16 protein-coding genes are annotated in these 16922 nt (G+C 37.8%); 5 read left to right on the top strand and 11 right to left on the bottom strand.

What is annotated here, in order from left to right; all coding sequences use genetic code 11:
- Positions 1 to 143 precede the first annotated feature (143 nt).
- Together rsmA and corA are read left to right on the top strand one after the other, a co-directional pair.
- Positions 144 to 959 carry a 16S rRNA (adenine(1518)-N(6)/adenine(1519)-N(6))-dimethyltransferase RsmA gene (rsmA, locus tag AABJ51_RS14180; protein ID WP_338373037.1) on the top strand — a complete coding sequence of 272 codons (816 nt, stop codon included), beginning with the start codon at positions 144 to 146 and terminating at the stop codon, positions 957 to 959.
- A gap of 24 nt (positions 960 to 983) precedes the next feature.
- A complete protein-coding gene (gene corA / locus AABJ51_RS14175; RefSeq protein ID WP_026627140.1) occupies positions 984 to 1934 on the top strand; it encodes a magnesium/cobalt transporter CorA in 951 nt (316 codons plus the stop codon).
- A gap of 34 nt (positions 1935 to 1968) precedes the next feature.
- Here corA and AABJ51_RS14170 read toward each other — a convergent pair whose 3' ends face one another.
- The 10 genes from AABJ51_RS14170 to ribD form a co-directional block, all read right to left on the bottom strand.
- Positions 1969 to 3153: a transporter gene (locus AABJ51_RS14170; RefSeq protein ID WP_026627141.1), complete on the bottom strand. Its 1185-nt coding sequence runs from the start codon at positions 3151 to 3153 to the stop codon at positions 1969 to 1971.
- Positions 3150 to 3794 (bottom strand): ATP-binding cassette domain-containing protein, encoded by a 645-nt coding sequence (locus tag AABJ51_RS14165; protein WP_338373034.1) that lies wholly within the window; start codon positions 3792 to 3794, stop codon positions 3150 to 3152. The genes AABJ51_RS14170 and AABJ51_RS14165 overlap by 4 nt, the downstream gene beginning before the upstream one ends.
- Before the next feature lie 5 nt (positions 3795 to 3799).
- Positions 3800 to 5434, bottom strand: a complete 1635-nt coding sequence (locus AABJ51_RS14160; protein WP_338373033.1) for a DUF4836 family protein — start codon at positions 5432 to 5434, stop codon at positions 3800 to 3802.
- 91 nt (positions 5435 to 5525) lie between these two features.
- Positions 5526 to 6020 (bottom strand): OmpH/Skp family outer membrane protein, encoded by a 495-nt coding sequence (locus AABJ51_RS14155; RefSeq protein WP_026627144.1) that lies wholly within the window; start codon positions 6018 to 6020, stop codon positions 5526 to 5528.
- Positions 6021 to 6081: 61 nt separating this feature from the next.
- Complete coding sequence (locus AABJ51_RS14150) at positions 6082 to 6597, bottom strand: OmpH/Skp family outer membrane protein (protein ID WP_026627145.1); 516 nt, start codon at positions 6595 to 6597, stop codon at positions 6082 to 6084.
- 80 nt (positions 6598 to 6677) lie between these two features.
- The gene (locus AABJ51_RS14145; RefSeq protein ID WP_338373032.1) at positions 6678 to 9344 is read right to left on the bottom strand and encodes a BamA/OMP85 family outer membrane protein; all 2667 of its coding nucleotides are present in this window, start codon (positions 9342 to 9344) and stop codon (positions 6678 to 6680) included.
- Positions 9345 to 9466: 122 nt separating this feature from the next.
- Positions 9467 to 10204: an undecaprenyl pyrophosphate synthase gene (uppS, locus tag AABJ51_RS14140; protein WP_026627147.1), complete on the bottom strand. Its 738-nt coding sequence runs from the start codon at positions 10202 to 10204 to the stop codon at positions 9467 to 9469.
- 193 nt (positions 10205 to 10397) lie between these two features.
- Positions 10398 to 11111: a type IX secretion system protein PorG gene (gene porG / locus AABJ51_RS14135; protein WP_026627148.1), complete on the bottom strand. Its 714-nt coding sequence runs from the start codon at positions 11109 to 11111 to the stop codon at positions 10398 to 10400.
- Positions 11112 to 11144: 33 nt separating this feature from the next.
- Positions 11145 to 12554: a DUF6242 domain-containing protein gene (locus AABJ51_RS14130; protein ID WP_338373030.1), complete on the bottom strand. Its 1410-nt coding sequence runs from the start codon at positions 12552 to 12554 to the stop codon at positions 11145 to 11147.
- Positions 12555 to 12633: 79 nt separating this feature from the next.
- Positions 12634 to 13680 (bottom strand): bifunctional diaminohydroxyphosphoribosylaminopyrimidine deaminase/5-amino-6-(5-phosphoribosylamino)uracil reductase RibD, encoded by a 1047-nt coding sequence (gene ribD, locus AABJ51_RS14125; RefSeq protein ID WP_434781370.1) that lies wholly within the window; start codon positions 13678 to 13680, stop codon positions 12634 to 12636.
- 59 nt (positions 13681 to 13739) lie between these two features.
- Between ribD and prmC the strand changes: the two genes are divergently transcribed.
- The 3 genes from prmC to AABJ51_RS14110 are packed head-to-tail and all read left to right on the top strand — an operon-like array spanning position 13740 to position 15749.
- On the top strand, positions 13740 to 14588 hold the full coding sequence (prmC, locus tag AABJ51_RS14120) for a peptide chain release factor N(5)-glutamine methyltransferase (RefSeq protein ID WP_338373027.1): 849 nt from the start codon (positions 13740 to 13742) through the stop codon (positions 14586 to 14588).
- Positions 14585 to 15076: a regulatory protein RecX gene (locus AABJ51_RS14115; RefSeq protein ID WP_338373025.1), complete on the top strand. Its 492-nt coding sequence runs from the start codon at positions 14585 to 14587 to the stop codon at positions 15074 to 15076. Before prmC ends, AABJ51_RS14115 begins: the two co-directional genes overlap by 4 nt.
- A complete protein-coding gene (locus tag AABJ51_RS14110) occupies positions 15054 to 15749 on the top strand; it encodes a ComF family protein (protein WP_338373022.1) in 696 nt (231 codons plus the stop codon). Before AABJ51_RS14115 ends, AABJ51_RS14110 begins: the two co-directional genes overlap by 23 nt.
- Here the strand turns inward: AABJ51_RS14110 and AABJ51_RS14105 are convergent.
- Positions 15738 to 16886 (bottom strand): MraY family glycosyltransferase, encoded by a 1149-nt coding sequence (locus AABJ51_RS14105; RefSeq protein WP_338373020.1) that lies wholly within the window; start codon positions 16884 to 16886, stop codon positions 15738 to 15740. The genes AABJ51_RS14110 and AABJ51_RS14105 overlap by 12 nt on opposite strands.
- Positions 16887 to 16922 lie beyond the last annotated feature (36 nt).

The following is a 16922-nucleotide window of genomic DNA, read 5'->3' as shown; positions in this document are numbered from 1 at the left end:
AAGAAAACTCTTTTGTTATACAAAACGCAATACTCTAAGGCTACTCAAAAAATACTGTGTCGAATAGCTTATTTCACTTATCTATAGGATAAATTGATTAACTTTGCACCGCACAAAGATAACGATATTTTAATTAATAGTAAATGGGAGCAGTAACACCGAAAAAATTTCTTGGTCAACATTTCTTGACAGACTTACAAATTGCTAAGCGAATTGCTGATACGTTAGATGATTTCAGCGAGATTCCTGCAATCGAAGTCGGTCCGGGAATGGGTGTGCTCACTCAATTTATTCTGGAAAAAAACATCGACCTCACAGTCGTTGAACTTGACCGCGAATCTGTGCCTTATCTGCAAGAACATTTTCCGGGTCTGAACGGAAAGATTATCGAAGGCGATTTTCTGAAATTAAACCTTACCGATATATGTCCTGATAAGTTCTCTGTAATAGGTAACTATCCTTACAATATATCTTCTCAGATATTTTTCAAGGTACTTGATTATAAAGATCATATTCCTTGCTGTTCCGGAATGCTTCAAAAAGAAGTGGCAGAACGTATTGCGTCAAAACCGGGAAAAAAGGCATACGGAATACTCAGTGTCCTTTTACAGGCTTGGTATGATATTGAATATTTGTTTACAGTAAGTGAAACTGTATTCAATCCGCCTCCGAAAGTGAAATCGGCTGTCATAAAACTGGTAAGAAACAGCAGGACTTCGCTCGATTGTGATGAAAAGCTGTTTAAAACAGTTATAAAAACATCATTCAACCAACGGAGAAAAACGTTGCGTAATTCGATGAAACCTATGTTGGGTAAAGATAATGAAGTATACTCTGACTCAATATTCGATAAAAGACCCGAACAATTATCGGTGGAAGAGTTTGTATATCTTACCAACCTTACGCAAAAGCACATGCCTACCGGTTCTGAAAACGCAGGGATAAGAAGAAAGGAATAAAATAACGAAGAAAAACAGAGCGTTATGTCAGAAGTGAGACTATTTTATCACAAAGACAATGTGATTCGTATAAGCCGCAGTATAGAATTCTTGAAAACGAATCCGATCAAGAATTTCTTATGGATCGACTTAAATAATGTGGATGAAGAAATCGAAAACGAGCTCGAAGACTACCTGAAGATATATATACAGGAAGAGGAAGAGATGATCGAGATCGAGATGTCGTCTCGTTATATGGAAACGAGCGATTCGCTTGTAGTAAACTTCAATTTCCTTCGTCTCAATTTTGAGCGTGAACCCGTCTCGTTTATTCTGAAAAACAATATACTGATAACTGTTCGTGACGAAGATCTGACCTCTTTTCAGGAAACCGTGAAGAAGATATCTGCAAGTCCGAAGAATTATCCCACTGGATACCATGTATTTGTTGCCCTGCTTGAAACCCGCGTAGAAGTAGATGCCGATATGATAGAGGAAATGACTCAGAAAATAACCACTTTGAGTAACAGCCTTACCATGGACGAAGCGGCTGATGCCGAGCTTCTGATGGAAATAAAAGACTTACAGGAAAAGACTATGCTCCTTCGGGAAAATATAATAGAAAAACAACGTGCTGTATCTAACATGCTGAAAAGTGAGCTTATTCCTTACGAGTTACACAGTAAACTGACTATTGTTGTTAAAGATATTAATTCGCTGCTTGAACATATCCGTTTCAGCTTCGACCGTCTGGACTACTTACAGGATACTTTTCTGGGTTTTGTTAATATCGAACAAAATAAGATAATCAAAATGTTTACGGTAATTTCCGTAATCTTTATGCCGCCTACTTTGATAGCCAGTATCTACGGTATGAACTTCGGTGATTCTATGCCCGAACTGTCGTGGAAGTTTGGTTATGAGTTTTCGATAGGACTCATGGTATTTGCCGTTGCCGTTATCCTCTTCTATTTCAAGCGAAAGAAGTGGCTCTAAATCATTTAATAAGTACCATTTAAAGATATAAGACCTATTTAACTTTACGACGGATAATAAATATATTCAGAAGAGACAGTAAGACGAAGATCAGAATACCCAAACCTACGATATATACTGCGGAAACAGTTTCCCCAATCGATAAGACTTTATTTACGGCATCAAGGTACTTTCCTCTGAGAACAAGGACTATCAGCAATGATATAACCAATATCACGCCATTTAGTATCACTGTTAAGAGTTCATAAGGACGCACCACATACGATTTTGTATAGCCTATCAAACGGAGAGTTTTTAATTTGCCCATATTCTTCTCAAGCAGTAAAAATATACTCAGAACAAGAACAAAAAACGACAACAAACATATAACAATACCTACCGATACAACTATACCTACTATTATTTTCAGAAAGAAAGCCATTTTACTGGCAGTTGTATTATCTCCGCTTATCTCATAACCTTTTGTTTTGAAATAATTAGCCAGATTAGGATCTGCCACATTACTGATCTCTACGATCAGGCGGGCAGGCTGTACCTGTGTATTATTGCCATAGTGTTCATTCGCCCAACTCATGAAAGATTCGGGGACTAATATAGTATTGATCCGGTTCGAGAAACCGACAATACGCCCTTTCATCTCTTTGGGTTCTTTATGTTTGGTAAAAATAGTAATATCAAGGTTTATCATGCCTATAAGACCTTCGGTCAGCTTAGGCATTGATTTGGATTCGGCAAAGCCGAAATTATACAGATCAAGGTAATTTTTAGGCAGAATTATGGGAATACTCGTGTCGAGCGGAGAAAACTTCCAATCTTCCGATTTAACATCAATAAAATTATCGGGAACAGCTTCAAAAAACATTTCGGTATTAAAACCCACTCCCATATTCTGATTATTGAAGCCTGCGAAAACACTGTACTGAGAGGGAGTAAATGCTCCTACATCTTTTACAAATGGCTGCTTCTTCAGGTCTTCTATCTCGGCACTGTTAAATCCATTCGATTTAGCAGTTAATCCGGTTATAAGTCCTACTTGTTTAGATACCGTCACATAATCACGCTTAAACAACTTATCCTTCTCGGTAAAAACAGGGCTGATATCTAAATAAAACTGAATGGCCAGCAACACAATAATAAGTCCTATCAGATTGGCTATACCAAAACCGATCAGTTGAGCCTTGCTTATATTTTCACGAAGCAGCTTCCAGACTAATTTCATAAGGATAGAGTTTTTGTGTAATCAAGAGGTAAATGCTTACCTATAGATGTTGCGATAATGCCTGCATCGCAAAGCCGTGCCTCTTTCGAGAGCAAATCAGCCATTATACGGGCATTTTTATCATCGAGGTGACTAATGGGCTCATCGAGTATAATAAAATCAAATGGCTGGCACAACGAACGTATCAGAGCGACTCTTTGCTGTTGCCCCCATGACATTTTCCCTACCAATGCATTTTTCTTTTCACTGACGCCCAATTGTTCGAACATATAATTTATTTCGGCCTCGGACTTATGATGAGTGAGGTTGTTCTTAAGCAGAACATTCTCCATCGCTGTCAGTTCGGGAAATAAACAGAGTTCCTGAAAAAGAAGGCTCAGATGTCTGCATCTTATTTCATCCCAAAAAGACGCTTTCCGGTTGCGGATACTACTTTCGTCGAACTGGATAGTACCGGAATAGTCGTCTCTGTAGCCATACAAATAGCTACAGAGAGAACTTTTTCCTGTTCCCGAATTAGCTTCAATCAGATAATATTGCCCACGCTCAAAACAGATATCCTGTTTCCAGATTTCGGAACAAATTTTATTATCCGATAAAAAAATATCAGGAAGTGTGTTATTTAGATAGATCTTGTCCATTCCGGTTATTGAAACATTGATCCCAATTGAGATATAGCCGCATCTATTTGCTTGCAGATAACCGCCAAACTGTTTTGAGATTTATCAGCAAACTCAAGTTTACCTTTTCCTGTAAAATTTGAATTATCAACAGTATATTCGTATTTACTCAGGAATGAAAGCATATTTTTATAAGCAGCCATATCGGGAGTATCTCCAAGAGCATCTTTAATTAACCCCAAATCTCCATAAAGGACAGCCGATTTAGCCTTAATCAGGTCAGCATATCTGTTAGTCTGATTGCCGTTACTAAGAGAAGCGAATACCGATTCGATATTAGTTACAAAAAATGTATTCTTATTCACACCAAAATACAAAGTAACTTTGTCATCTATCTTAGTTGAGTATTTACCATCACCCAAATCAGCACATTGGAGTCCACCTTCTGTAATTTGTTTTTTGATGAGATCCGTAACGTCAGACGGTTTTTCAATATCCATCATAAAGAAACATTCCGGTGTTGTATTTTGGCTTACTTCAAATTCATCAATTTCCGTATCATTCGTTGAATTCTGTCCTTTTTTGAAAGAAGTCAGAGCAAAAGTCACATCACCATTACATCCCTTGATCAAAGAACCAAGTTGCTCTTTAGTCAAAATATCTTCGGTTGTAGATTCAAGCTTATTCAGCAGCCCCAACTCTTCTATATAACTGTATATACCGGCTCCTTTGATATTTGTTGAAAATAACATAACAGGATCAGCTGCAAGATATTTTAAGTGATCTCCTTTAATAGTTCCTGACATTTTTGAAGCAAACTCTTTGAACTTCTGTTCTACTTCGGGAGTAGTGAAGTAATATTTGCTATTAAATACCAGTTCTCCTTTTTCAAAAGATGCGGTCACACCCGTAGATACCCCTTCAAATTGCGACAACGCCTTTTTCAAAGGATTCAAAGCCATATATCCGCCATATGGAAGATAACTGCTCAACGATTCCAATTCATCAAGCCCCTGCATTGTAATAAATGCAGAAAAATCTTTCTGGTCTTTAGCAAATTCAACATACGATTTATTCGAGTTAATACTTTTATCTGCACTTTGCACCAATAAATATTTCGACATCTGGACTACATCCAGAGACTCTTTACCCGGATCGTTATATGTTTTACGGATATCCGCAAGTAAGATCAATTTAGAATTATTCCATGCAATACAAACTTCCGACTCGGGAGATATCAGATAAAAATCACCATCTTTTACAATAGTTTCTTCTTTAACAGAAGCCAGATTTGAGATTGCATCTTTTACTTTTTTTGCATCATTAACCCCCAGAACCACACCATATACTTTGTAATTCGTAAAAATATAGGTTTCATTCTTCAGATTTAGACCTAAAGAATTGGCGTCTTTCAGAAAATCATCCAGAAACTTTATTTTAGAGTCATCCTTAAGCATAACCTTGTACATATTTATACCTTGTTTCACAGTAGGATTACTGAAAATATCGTACTGTGATTTTTCGATCAGAGATTTAGTATTTATATGCACAACATAACTTGCATCGGCCGGGATCGCATTACTCAGATCAGAAGACTGATTACACGAAGAAAACACAGTTACCGCAACTAATAACGTGAATAGAATTTTCTTTAAACTCATAATTGTAATATACGATTAGAAAAAAAAGGATGGCTATCTGCATAGGCCACCCTTATTATTTATTATAGTAAGATTATTATATCAATATTACTTACTTGATGCCCAACTCTACTTTTACGAGTTTACCGGCATCTACAGCACTTGTTGAAATATAAGGAGCAGCTCCGACTTCCAGGATATAAGTATATCCGTTTTTGTCTCCTACTGTTTTGATAGCCGCCTGCATTTTTTGTTGTAGAGGAGCTAACAATTGTTGACGAAGATCAGAGAATTCCTTATCGCTGTTTTGAAGATAAGTTTCGTATCTTTCTTGTATTTGTTGCAATTGTTTAGCCTGATCCTGAGCTACAGCATCTGTAGCCTGACCGGCAGCTTTAAATTCTTCAATTTTTTTATCGTACTCAGCCTGAATTGCAGAAAGGTTCTTTTTAATTTCCTCTTGCTTAGTACCAAGCTTAGTTTCAACGTCTTTGATTTCCGGCATCTGAGTAAACACTTCCTGAGTGTTGATGTACGCAAGCTTTTCTTGAGCAAACGCAGCCATCGGAGCCAAAACGATGAAAAGGATAACGAGTTTCTTTAACATAATCTCTTGTGTTTCTTGTTATAATTTTAGTTTCAATTCTTTACGCACAAATGTATATAATTTATTTTGAATATCCGAGCTTCGCTAAGACTTCATTACTTATGTCAATTCTCGGCGATGCGAAAATAACACTACTAGCCGAAGCCCTATCCAAAACAAGCTGATAACCTTTAGCATCTGATATTTCTTTCACCGCATTATAGATATCATCCTGAATAGGTTTGATCAATGCTTCTCTTCTTTTAAACAACTCTCCGTCAGCACCGAAGTATTTCCGTTTCAGTTCCTGAGCAGCTTTTTCCTTTTCTACAATTTCATTCTCTTTTTTAGTCTTTTGGTCTGCAGATAAAAATACCTGTTCTGACTGATAAGACTTATACATATTCTGAACTTCTGTCTGAGCTGTATTCACTTCCGATTCCCATTTCTTGGAAACGGCTTCGAGCTGTTGGTTTGCAGTTTCATAGCTGCTTATATTTTTCAAAATATATTCCATGTCTATCAATGCAAACTTCTGAGAATAACTACTTGCTGCAAAAGCTATGAACAGACTAAATAATAAAACTAACTTTTTCATAATTCCAATTTCTTTATGTGTGTTATACATAAAAGACGCTTATTCTTTCAAATAGTTTACAATAACACAGTCAAATAGTGTTAAAATTCTTGTCCGATGATAAAGTGGAACTGGCTGCCTCCGTATTGACGGCTGTTATGAACTTTATCAAATCCGTATGCCCAGTCGATACCGATCAATCCGATCATAGGAAGCATGATACGTGCCCCGATTCCGGCAGAACGTTTCAAGTCGAAAGGATTAAAGTCTTTCAGGTCATCCCAAGCATTACCGGCCTCAACAAAAGAAAGGACATATATAGTTGAACTTGGCTCCAGAATCAACGGATATCTCAGCTCAAGAGCTAAACGAGAGTAAGCACTCGAGTAGTAACCGATAGATCCGTTTTCGTATCCACGAAGTCCGATTGTTTCTGTTGCATATCCCGAAGAATATCCCGACATACCATCACCCCCCATATAGAATGTTTCGAATGGAGATTTCTTATGTTTGTTATAATAACCTACAAAACCATATTCGGCACGGGTCATCAGCACCGGTGTTTTTGTTACAGACGGCATCAAAGAAACGAATGTTTTTGATTTGAATTTCCATTTATGATATTCTACCCAACGGTATTTTTCGCCAGATTCTGTTCCATCCGCATTTTTACCTAAAGCCTTATAGTCTTTTCCATCCCACATAGAGTAAGGAGGAGTAGCCTGTACGCTTAACGAGAATTGCGATCCACGGCGTGTATATATAGGTTGGTCCATTGAATTTCTTGACAGAGTAAGAGATAAGCTGATATTGTTGCTCGATCCGTTAGGAATCAGGAAGTATTCCCAATTCTTCATTCTATACAACTGATAAGATAATCCGGCTTCAACCTGGAAATAGTCATCCGGCCAGTTCAAGCGTTTGCCATATCCTACCGAAAGACCTAATGTCTTAATAGACTTATCAGGGTCAAGTGCATTATTATAGTAAGAGTTATCGTAAGAACTTCCTCCATAATAACTGTTGTAATAATTATTATAGTAATTGTTATTATAATAGTTACTGTTTACACCTGTTTGTATAGAATAATAGGCTCCGACTGATAAAAAGTTTGGCCTTTTTCCTCCGAACCATGGATCTGTAAATGAAATAGAATAAGACTGATAATATTTACCATTAGTCTGACCACTCAACTGCAATGTCTGTCCTTCTCCCTGAGGAATAATACCTTTATATGATCCGGGATTCAGTAAATTTTTCAATGAGAAGTTTGTGAATTTCAAACTCAATCGTCCCAATACTCCGGTCTGTCCCCATCCTGCCGAGAACTCAATCTGGTCATTTGCTTTAGACACTAACGGATAACCTATATCTACCGTTCCTGACTCAGGATCTGGCTGAATGTCCGGTTGAAGTTTTTCAGGATCGAAGTGTCCCATCTGTGCTACCTCACGAAGAGAACGCATCAAATCGTCACGGCTAAACAATGCTCCCGGTTTAGTTCTCAACTCACGGCGAACGATATCTTCATATAAACGGTCGTTACCCGATATAGAAACTTTACGGATAGTTGCCTTAGGTCCTTCTACGATACGGATTTCAAGATCGACTGAATCTTTCTCAATATTTACCTCTACAGGATCGGCCTGATAAAATATGTATCCGTTATTGTAATAGAAAGCATTACCAACGGCATCTTCATCAACAGTTAACCTGTCATTTAGTTTTTTCTGATTATAAACATCTCCGGCTCTCATATTCAAAGCCATATTCAACTGGTCTGTAGAGAATTCGGTATTTCCAACCCAATTGATTTTGCGCAAGAAGTATTTCTGTCCTTCTTCGAGCTTGATATCTATATTTACTTTCTTATCGTTATATTTATATACTGTATCCCAAAGAATACGGACATCACGATATCCTAATTCATTGTATTTGCTCAGCATTTTAGCTTTATCTTCTTCGTAACTTTCAGGAACAAAGTTTGTAGAACGGAGGAAGTTTCTGATTTTTGCCGACATCGTGTGTTTATGACGGGTTTTCTTCATTGCTTTCTCCAAAGTTTTAGCCGAAACTTCAGTATTCCCTTCAATTACAATATTATTGACTTTTATCTTTTCTTTCTTATTTACGTCAATCCCCAGTATTATTTGGTTTTCTTTCGATAGGTCTTCTGTTTGTGTAATATTTACAATCGCATTATTGAATCCCTTTCCATCAAAGTATTTTTTAATAATACTTTTGGCACGATCAATCATATTCGGAGTAATCTGATTGCCTTTTACCACACCTATCTTGCTTTCGAGATCTTCTCTCTCACCCTTCTTCACTCCGGTAAAGGCTATGTCAGAAATACGAGGGCGGTCTGTCAACTCAAGATTAAGCCATATTTTATCGCCATCGATTTTGGTTGCCGTAATCTTAATATCCGAAAACAACCCTTGTTTCCAGAAACGTTTTACGGCATTGGTGATTTCCGATCCCGGAATATCAACTTTATCTCCTACCGACAAACCCGAAAAGCCAATCAGTACATGATCTTCATACATCGAGTTTTTCAAACCCGAGATTGTGATATTCGCAATCTCATACTTTTTCGGAGTAAGAGTATACGTTATCACCGGCAGCGAAGCATCCGGCGATTGTGTGGTATTTGCTATTGCTTTATTAACTGCTTCTAACGAAGTCGAATCTGCGACTTGGGCTCTGATGCCGAAGTTGAAGACAAATAATGTGGATAATAAAGCAAATAAACCTCTTCTGAACATATTTCTATTTTTGTTTAAGGTCTCAGACCTATTTATAAACTTACCCATTATAGCAACAACTACCCGTCATTGCTTTTAAAGAAGGCCAAAGACCCTTTTAATTATTTATATTCTTATAACAATTAGCCATTAACTTGTTCACTTGTTTTCCCGAAGCGTCTTTCCCGGCATTGAAAATCAAGTATAGCTTCACAAAAAGCATCCTCCCTGAAATCGGGCCATAATACATCACAAAAGTATAATTCGGCATATGCAATCTGCCACAACAAGAAATTGCTTATGCGGAATTCGCCGCCTGTACGGATTAGTAGGTCCGGATCGGGTATGCCCCTTGTTGTAAGGTAATCGGATATTGTTGACTCTTCAACATCTTTCAGTAAACCTTTATTTATATCCTGACTGATTTGCTGCACTGCATTCGTAATTTCCCATCGGGACGAATAGCTTATGGCCAATACCAAATTCAATCCTGTAGAGACATCTGTGTCGGCAATACATTTATCCAGAGCTTTACGTGTATGCTCGGGCAAACGTCCGATATCTCCAATTGCCTTCAGGCTAATGTTATTTTTTAGAAGTGTGGGTGTTTCATTTACTACCGAATCGACCAAAAGTTCCATTAAGGCAGAAACTTCTTCTTCGGGACGATTCCAGTTTTCTGTAGAAAAAGTATATAATGTTATATATTTAATGTTCAGTTTGGCTGCGATTTCTGTAATCGAACGCACAGACTCCGCACCTTCCTTGTGTCCGAAAGTACGGTCTAATCCCCTTTGCTTTGCCCAACGTCCATTACCATCCATTATAATAGCAACGTGCTGTGGTATTTTGCCTTTATCAATATCCTCCAAAAGAGCCATTTTCTACAATTTTATTCTTAAGGTCGCAGACCTGTTCTATTGTTTTTGTATATATAACAGCAACAATTTGTTTGATTAATCTCGCTGTATTAAATCCTTTCTGTTTTAAGGTCGCAGACCTATTGTTGTCCATTCAAGTATAACAGCAATACGCCGTTATTGCTTTGCTATAAACATTAAATCGTACTATTACCTAATATAAACTATTGACGCACGATTTGGTACGAACTCCAAAGTCCCATGTCAGCGAAAACATTGTCAGTACATACCAGTCTTTATTCTTCAAAAAGCTACTCTCTATTTTATAAGGATCATCCAACGAAAGATTCTTATCCTTAGAGGTAACATCAAAAGAGTCTCCAAATAGTTTCCGGAACGAAAACTCAAATCCCAGATTCAACCTGTCTTTCCATTTATATTTAAGCCCGATGCCCAAAGGCAGGTTAACTCCGAAGAAAGACTTATCGCCGCTTCCGTACGTCATACCCAAGCCTGTGAACAGATAAGGCGAAAAACGCCTTGTTCCAAGATACTGAAACTTGTCGCTGTAATGGAAGAAATTATACTCGACCTGTCCTCCCAACTCATAGAAGGTTCTGCTAAACGAAGCATTCTCTCCTTTTGGAAACACATTTCCCGATTTACGAGTATCTCCGGAAACGCCTCCGATCAGTAAATTTCCTTTATATGCCCATCTGAAATTCCGGTTATACCTGAATACAACTCCGGTTGCTAAATGAGAATTCTGAAAAAGCTTCGATTTATTGGCATCACCCATATAGAAAGACGTACCTAAAGCTCCACCTATTTCATATTCGTATTCCTGAGCCGACACTTTTTGTCCCAGCAAGGTTATAAATAGGAGTAAGAGTACATGTAATGCTTTCTTTTCAGAGTAATACTTCATTTAATAAGCCGAATTTACCTATTGATTATTTTCTCAAGGTATAAGACTATTCAATCGTCCTCTCCAGACATCATTCAGATATGTTCCGTTTTCGGATACTCCTCCGAATATCCATATATAGTTCTGATCGTCTATTATAACGGTCTGATCTTTTCTTCTTGAAATCTCTTTACTCAACATTTGTTTCGATGCTGCCACATTCCATTTTTGTCCCCAAGTCGAAGAAATAAAGAATTGATTCAATTTTAGAGTATACATCTGCTTGTTGTAAGGGAACAAGGATACTCCTTTTCCCGCAAACATTACCGAATCTTGCTGTGATGGAGATAATTCCAATCCTTCGCTGAGATTCTTAATTACCCAGGTTCCGGATAGGTCTTTGGCTCCTGTTTTATCAATTCCGCAGGTAACAATCAGCACTCTGTCATTCTTCGATGACGAATAATTGGTATATGCATTACCTTCATTTAATGGGAAATTAGCAGGAAGTTCATTATCCGATGGAGATATCGACAAATAAGATACCGGTACTACCGAAATCAAGTCTTTAGTCTTACCGAAATAATATTTACCGGCATCCTTATATGTTACCAATAATTGATCGTCCGTACGATTTACTTCGGGCAATACTCCTATTATAGATTCCACAACTTCGCTCGGAGTCTGCTTAGCCCACGATACTCCGTCCGCTGATTTATAAGACTTACCATCTTTATCTACCGCATAAAATACATCATTATATACGGTTATACTTTTAATCTTGATTGTCGCAGGCAAACCGTTCAAAGTTTTCTGAGTCCAGCTGATAGCCGACGACGGAGATGTATATAATTTAGCCGCACCACTAACCACTGTATAGGTAAAGAATGTAGGTGTGCCTGATTTTAGTAATATTGTTTTTGATTCTCCGATAGCTGCAGGATAAGAAGTCATCTTATTCCAAAGGATCGTATCGGGATCGATTTTATGGATACGTATATCCAGTTTATAATCTTTAGGAACTCCAGCCTGTGAAATAACACGAATAGATAAAGGTGCTTTTTTGACGAAAACCGAATCAGTCAGATTCCAATCGTATCCACCCACTGAATCAGGAGTAAAAAGTGTTACTTTAGAAACACCATATGTAGAATTGAATGTAGGAGTTAAGAGTACTTTTTCCAACTCGGTTCCATAAGGAAGAGAATCGGGATTGTATATAATCTCTCCGACCTGATCTATGGCGAATTTCGTTTTATTTACAATTGCAAATATCTCATTCTGTTTGACTTGCTCCAACGAGTCTGATCTTTTGGGTGTAGGAGCTGACATGGCAAATGAATATATCTGAGCATCTTTAGAAGATGAACCATATGTTGTAGTAGTGTTGTCGTCGTTACACGACATAAGCAAGAAAGTGAAAAACAGGCTTGAAAATAGATAAGTTATATACTTTATATTCATTTTGTTTATACAGTTTTTATACAGTATCAATGTGCAAAAATAGAAAGATTTTCCACTTAAACTCGCAGAAAACCAATATTTATAATATTTTATATTTCTCCGTATTCTTTAAATGTAATGCCTGAGAAGTTCCTATTTGTAAGTCTTCCAATACAATTCCGTCTATTTCCGGAGCCTTCACTCCATCTTCGAACAGCTTATCAGCTACTTCGATAAAAGCTTCATCCCAAGCCTTTTCTTTGATAAAACTCTGTAATAGACTGGATCCGCCCTCAACCAGAACCGAATTGATTTTCCTCTTATGTAATTCTTTCAGCAAAGATGGAATCATCTTCTGATCAAAAGGAATTTCAATATATTCTGTCTTATTTTTATTGTTCACCACCTCTGCTTTTTCTGTAAAAACGATTGTTTCTACAACATCATTTAACACCTGATATTCGGATGGAATCCGATTTGTCCGGTCTAAAATAATCCTGATGGGATTTCTTCCATTCCAATATCTGGTAGTAAGAGACGGATTGTCATTAACAACTGTATTTGTAGCTATCATTATAGAAGCGACCTCTGACCGGATCTTATGAACCAGAATCCGAGTCTTTGTATTAGATATAGGAGTAGGAACAGCCGCAAACCCGGCCTCTCTGGCTTTATCAATATATCCGTCTTTCGTTTGTGCCCATTTCAGAAACACATAAGGACGGTTTTCTTTCTGTGCCATAAAAAAGGTCTTATTCAGTTCCAAAGCCTCTGCCTCGAGAACTCCGATCTGTACTTCAACCCCTGCATCTTTGAGCATATTCACACCTCTGCCCGATACTTTAAAATACGGGTCGAGTGAGGCTATAACCACTTTCGGAATCTTACTATCGATAATCAACTGCGAACAAGGCGGTGTTTTTCCATAATGCGAACAAGGCTCCAAGGAAACATATATAACCGACTGCGGAAGTAAACTTTTATCCTTCACGCTGTTTATGGCATTTACTTCGGCATGTGCCTTTCCGTATTCCCTGTGATACCCTTCTCCTATTATTTTATTATTATGAACGACAACAGCCCCCACCATCGGATTCGGAGCAACACTTCCTCGTCCGTTGGCTGCCAGCTGCAGACATCGTCTCATATATTTTTCATCATCCGACATAGTTGGGCTTTCGTCTTTATTTATTTATTTTTGTCTTTATGCAAAATATAATTCAAAAAATACAAGATTCTCTTTCAGGAATATATCCCGAAAATGAGATTGTAAACTTAGGTCGACTAATCATCGAACAGGTAACCGGATATTCTGTTCCGATTCTTTTATCTGACAAAAGTAAAAAAATAACACCAGCACAAGAACAAATAATAGATAAGATTATACAACGTCTTCAAACATATGAACCTATACAATATATATTAGAAGAAACGGAATTTTTCGGGCTGCCCTTCTTTATAGATAAAAACGTGCTCATTCCACGACCCGAAACAGAAGAGTTGATAGAGCTTATACTATCAGAAAACACAGACAAAAAGGTATCAGTACTTGATATAGGAACCGGCAGCGGATGCATAGCCATTGCTCTGAAAAAACATATGCAGGAATCATCTGTTTATGCATGGGATTTTTCCGAACCCGCTTTGCAAGTTGCTAAAAGAAATGCAGAGATCAATCATACTAAAATCGAATTCAATAAAGTCGATGTGTTACAAGACATCCCCCCCGAGCTTAGTCTGGATATAATAGTAAGTAATCCTCCTTACATATTGGATTCCGAAAAAGAGGTTATGCACAAAAATGTTCTGGAATACGAGCCCCACTCTGCACTATTTGTCCCGGACGATAATGGACTGATATTCTACGAACGAATTGCCGATATCGCCCTCAAACGGCTAAAACCAAATGGAAGATTATACTTCGAAATAAATCAGCAAAAAGGACAGGATACCAAAGAAATGCTTGCCGATAAAGGATTTACTAATATAAGAATCGTAAGAGATCTTTCGGGCAATGACCGCATAGTTGTTTCACAAATAGCACAAGCTCAATGAAATATTCAGAAAGTCAAGCTCTGGTAAAAGCCGCCGCATATTGTTCTAAAGCCGAAAGAGCCGAATCGGACGTCCGCCGCAAACTATCCCTTTGGGAACTGCAACCGGATGAAGCCCAACGTATCATAAGCCGGCTTAAAAAAGAAAACTACCTGAATGAAGACCGTTTTTGCCGGTCTTTTATCAAAGACAAACTGCTTTTTAATAAATGGGGACGAATCAAGATCAGCTTCGAACTGAAAAAGAAGCAGATATCAGAACAAACCATCTCTCGCTGCTTCGATGAATTTGAATCAGACGCTTTTGAAGATTCCCTGCTGAAAGTATTAACCTCTAAAGCCAAAACCACAAAAGGGAAAGATGAATACGACAAAAGGAACAAGCTTATCCGCTTTGCTCTTGGCCGTGGATACTCTTATGACCAAATACAGAAGTGCCTTCATAAAATACTAAAGACCAATACTGATGATGAATACTATCTGGAATAACTTCATCGAGTTGTTCTTCCCCCGCTTATGTGTTTCTTGCAAACGGCTTCTTATAGAACAAGAAAAACACCTTTGCCTGAATTGCCTTCTTGACATACCAAAGACTAATCATCTGAATGAAACTAACAATCAGCTGGAGGTATTCTTTGCGGGAAGATTCCCATTTGTCCACATGGCGTCATTCGCCTACTATGTCAAAGGAGGAATATTGCAAAAGATTGTTCATCAAATCAAATATAAAGAAAACTATCAGCTGGCTATAATGATGGGCGAACTTTGCGGGAAGGAGATAATGAAAAACGGAGATAAATTCTCAGATATAGATTATATCGTCCCTGTCCCCTTACATCCGAAAAGACTAAAACAACGGGGATACAATCAGGCTCTGGCTCTTTCGAAAGGCATATCCGACAAAACAGGGATTAAAATAGATGTCGGAAATCTGATCCGTATAATAAACAATCCATCTCAAACCAAAAACTCACGTTTCAAACGATGGCAAAATACAGAAGGGATATTTGATCTAAAAAACAAAACCATCTATAAGAACAAACATATTCTTCTTATAGATGATGTTGTGACTACCGGCTCTACGCTCGAAATATGTGCCAAACTATTGCTTAGCTGCGAAAATTGCAGGGTCAGTATCTATACATTGGGGTTAGCTGTCTAACTCAAGTAATTCTTCCTCGACCTGTCTTTGTTTTCGGTATTCTTTTCTTTTAATTCTTCTGTATATAAACACATTAACGAGTACCCCAACCGAAAGATCCAGAATCAGTAATACATTACAATCAAGATACCACAACAGAATCCAGTTTGCAACAACAAGCAAAGCTCCAGTCATAACGATCAGAAAAACAGCCTTTTTCTTAGAAAATCCCAAGTCGATAAGTTTATGGTGAATATGATTTCTGTCAGGAGAGAAAGGACCTTTGCCCTTTGCGATACGTACAACCATCACCTTAAAGGCATCAAAAAGAGGTATGAATAATGCGGACAGAACCAAAAGAATCAACCCGCCAGGAACGATCTCGACTGCAGGTGGATATTTAGCAATACGAAGAATCATAAAAGCCAATAGGAAACCAAGTGTTAACGATCCGGTATCTCCCATAAAAATCTTTCTTGTCGGATGAGCAAAATTGTAATAGAAAAATGGAGCAAGCAAACCCAGTGTAATGAAAGCAATACCTGCGTATGTCCACATGCCGTATATCGAAAACATTATGCCATATATAAGCAAAGCTACAGCACTGATACCCGAAGCTAAACCATCCGCTCCATCAATGAGGTTTATAGCATTAGTCGTAAACATGATCAAGCCGATACTAAGAACTACACCTATAAAACCGGGTATTTCGTGGAAGCCTAGAAGACCATATAGATTATTTATATACACACCGCTTCCTACGATACACAACGATGCGATGAATTGTATCACAAATTTCTTTTTGAAACCTACTCCGACTAAATCATCTTTCGCTCCCAATAAATAAATAATCAATAATCCGCAAACCAGCAATATAGTTTCAGGAATACGATAGAAGAAAAGCTCCTCATCCCAGAATTGAAATATAAACCGGATAAAAAGGCAGAAAAGACTGACCAATAAGATTACAGGAGTAAAAGAAATTCCTCCTAAACGGGGAATCGGCTCACTGTGCTTCTTCCTCTTATCGGGTAAGTCAAACAATCGCTTCTTCTTTGCGATATAGATAATACGCGGCAACACCATCATTTCTATAATAACAGATGCTATGCAAGCCCCAACAATGATAAGAATGTTGTATAATTTTATATTTTCCATGAACAGTATAAGTGTCTTTGCAAAACAAAAACGCAG

The sequence above is a fragment of the Indolivaga capnocytophagoides genome (assembly GCF_036511535.1).
In the GTDB taxonomy this organism is placed as follows: domain Bacteria; phylum Bacteroidota; class Bacteroidia; order Bacteroidales; family Dysgonomonadaceae; genus Dysgonomonas_A; species Dysgonomonas_A capnocytophagoides.
This window is presented reverse-complemented; position numbering and strand designations above follow the sequence as displayed.

Excerpts from the sequence above, each read along its gene's own strand:
- rsmA (WP_338373037.1), top strand. The coding sequence starts at position 144 with ATGGGAGCAGTAACACCGAAAAAATTTCTTGGTCAACATTTCTTGACA.
- corA (WP_026627140.1), top strand. The coding sequence starts at position 984 with ATGTCAGAAGTGAGACTATTTTATCACAAAGACAATGTGATTCGTATA.
- AABJ51_RS14170 (WP_026627141.1), bottom strand. The coding sequence starts at position 3,153 with ATGAAATTAGTCTGGAAGCTGCTTCGTGAAAATATAAGCAAGGCTCAA.
- AABJ51_RS14165 (WP_338373034.1), bottom strand. The coding sequence starts at position 3,794 with ATGGACAAGATCTATCTAAATAACACACTTCCTGATATTTTTTTATCG.
- AABJ51_RS14160 (WP_338373033.1), bottom strand. The coding sequence starts at position 5,434 with ATGAGTTTAAAGAAAATTCTATTCACGTTATTAGTTGCGGTAACTGTG.
- AABJ51_RS14155 (WP_026627144.1), bottom strand. The coding sequence starts at position 6,020 with ATGTTAAAGAAACTCGTTATCCTTTTCATCGTTTTGGCTCCGATGGCT.
- AABJ51_RS14150 (WP_026627145.1), bottom strand. The coding sequence starts at position 6,597 with ATGAAAAAGTTAGTTTTATTATTTAGTCTGTTCATAGCTTTTGCAGCA.
- AABJ51_RS14145 (WP_338373032.1), bottom strand. The coding sequence starts at position 9,344 with ATGTTCAGAAGAGGTTTATTTGCTTTATTATCCACATTATTTGTCTTC.
- uppS (WP_026627147.1), bottom strand. The coding sequence starts at position 10,204 with ATGGCTCTTTTGGAGGATATTGATAAAGGCAAAATACCACAGCACGTT.
- porG (WP_026627148.1), bottom strand. The coding sequence starts at position 11,111 with ATGAAGTATTACTCTGAAAAGAAAGCATTACATGTACTCTTACTCCTA.
- AABJ51_RS14130 (WP_338373030.1), bottom strand. The coding sequence starts at position 12,554 with ATGAATATAAAGTATATAACTTATCTATTTTCAAGCCTGTTTTTCACT.
- ribD (WP_434781370.1), bottom strand. The coding sequence starts at position 13,680 with ATGAGACGATGTCTGCAGCTGGCAGCCAACGGACGAGGAAGTGTTGCT.
- prmC (WP_338373027.1), top strand. The coding sequence starts at position 13,740 with ATGCAAAATATAATTCAAAAAATACAAGATTCTCTTTCAGGAATATAT.
- AABJ51_RS14115 (WP_338373025.1), top strand. The coding sequence starts at position 14,585 with ATGAAATATTCAGAAAGTCAAGCTCTGGTAAAAGCCGCCGCATATTGT.
- AABJ51_RS14110 (WP_338373022.1), top strand. The coding sequence starts at position 15,054 with ATGATGAATACTATCTGGAATAACTTCATCGAGTTGTTCTTCCCCCGC.
- AABJ51_RS14105 (WP_338373020.1), bottom strand. The coding sequence starts at position 16,886 with ATGGAAAATATAAAATTATACAACATTCTTATCATTGTTGGGGCTTGC.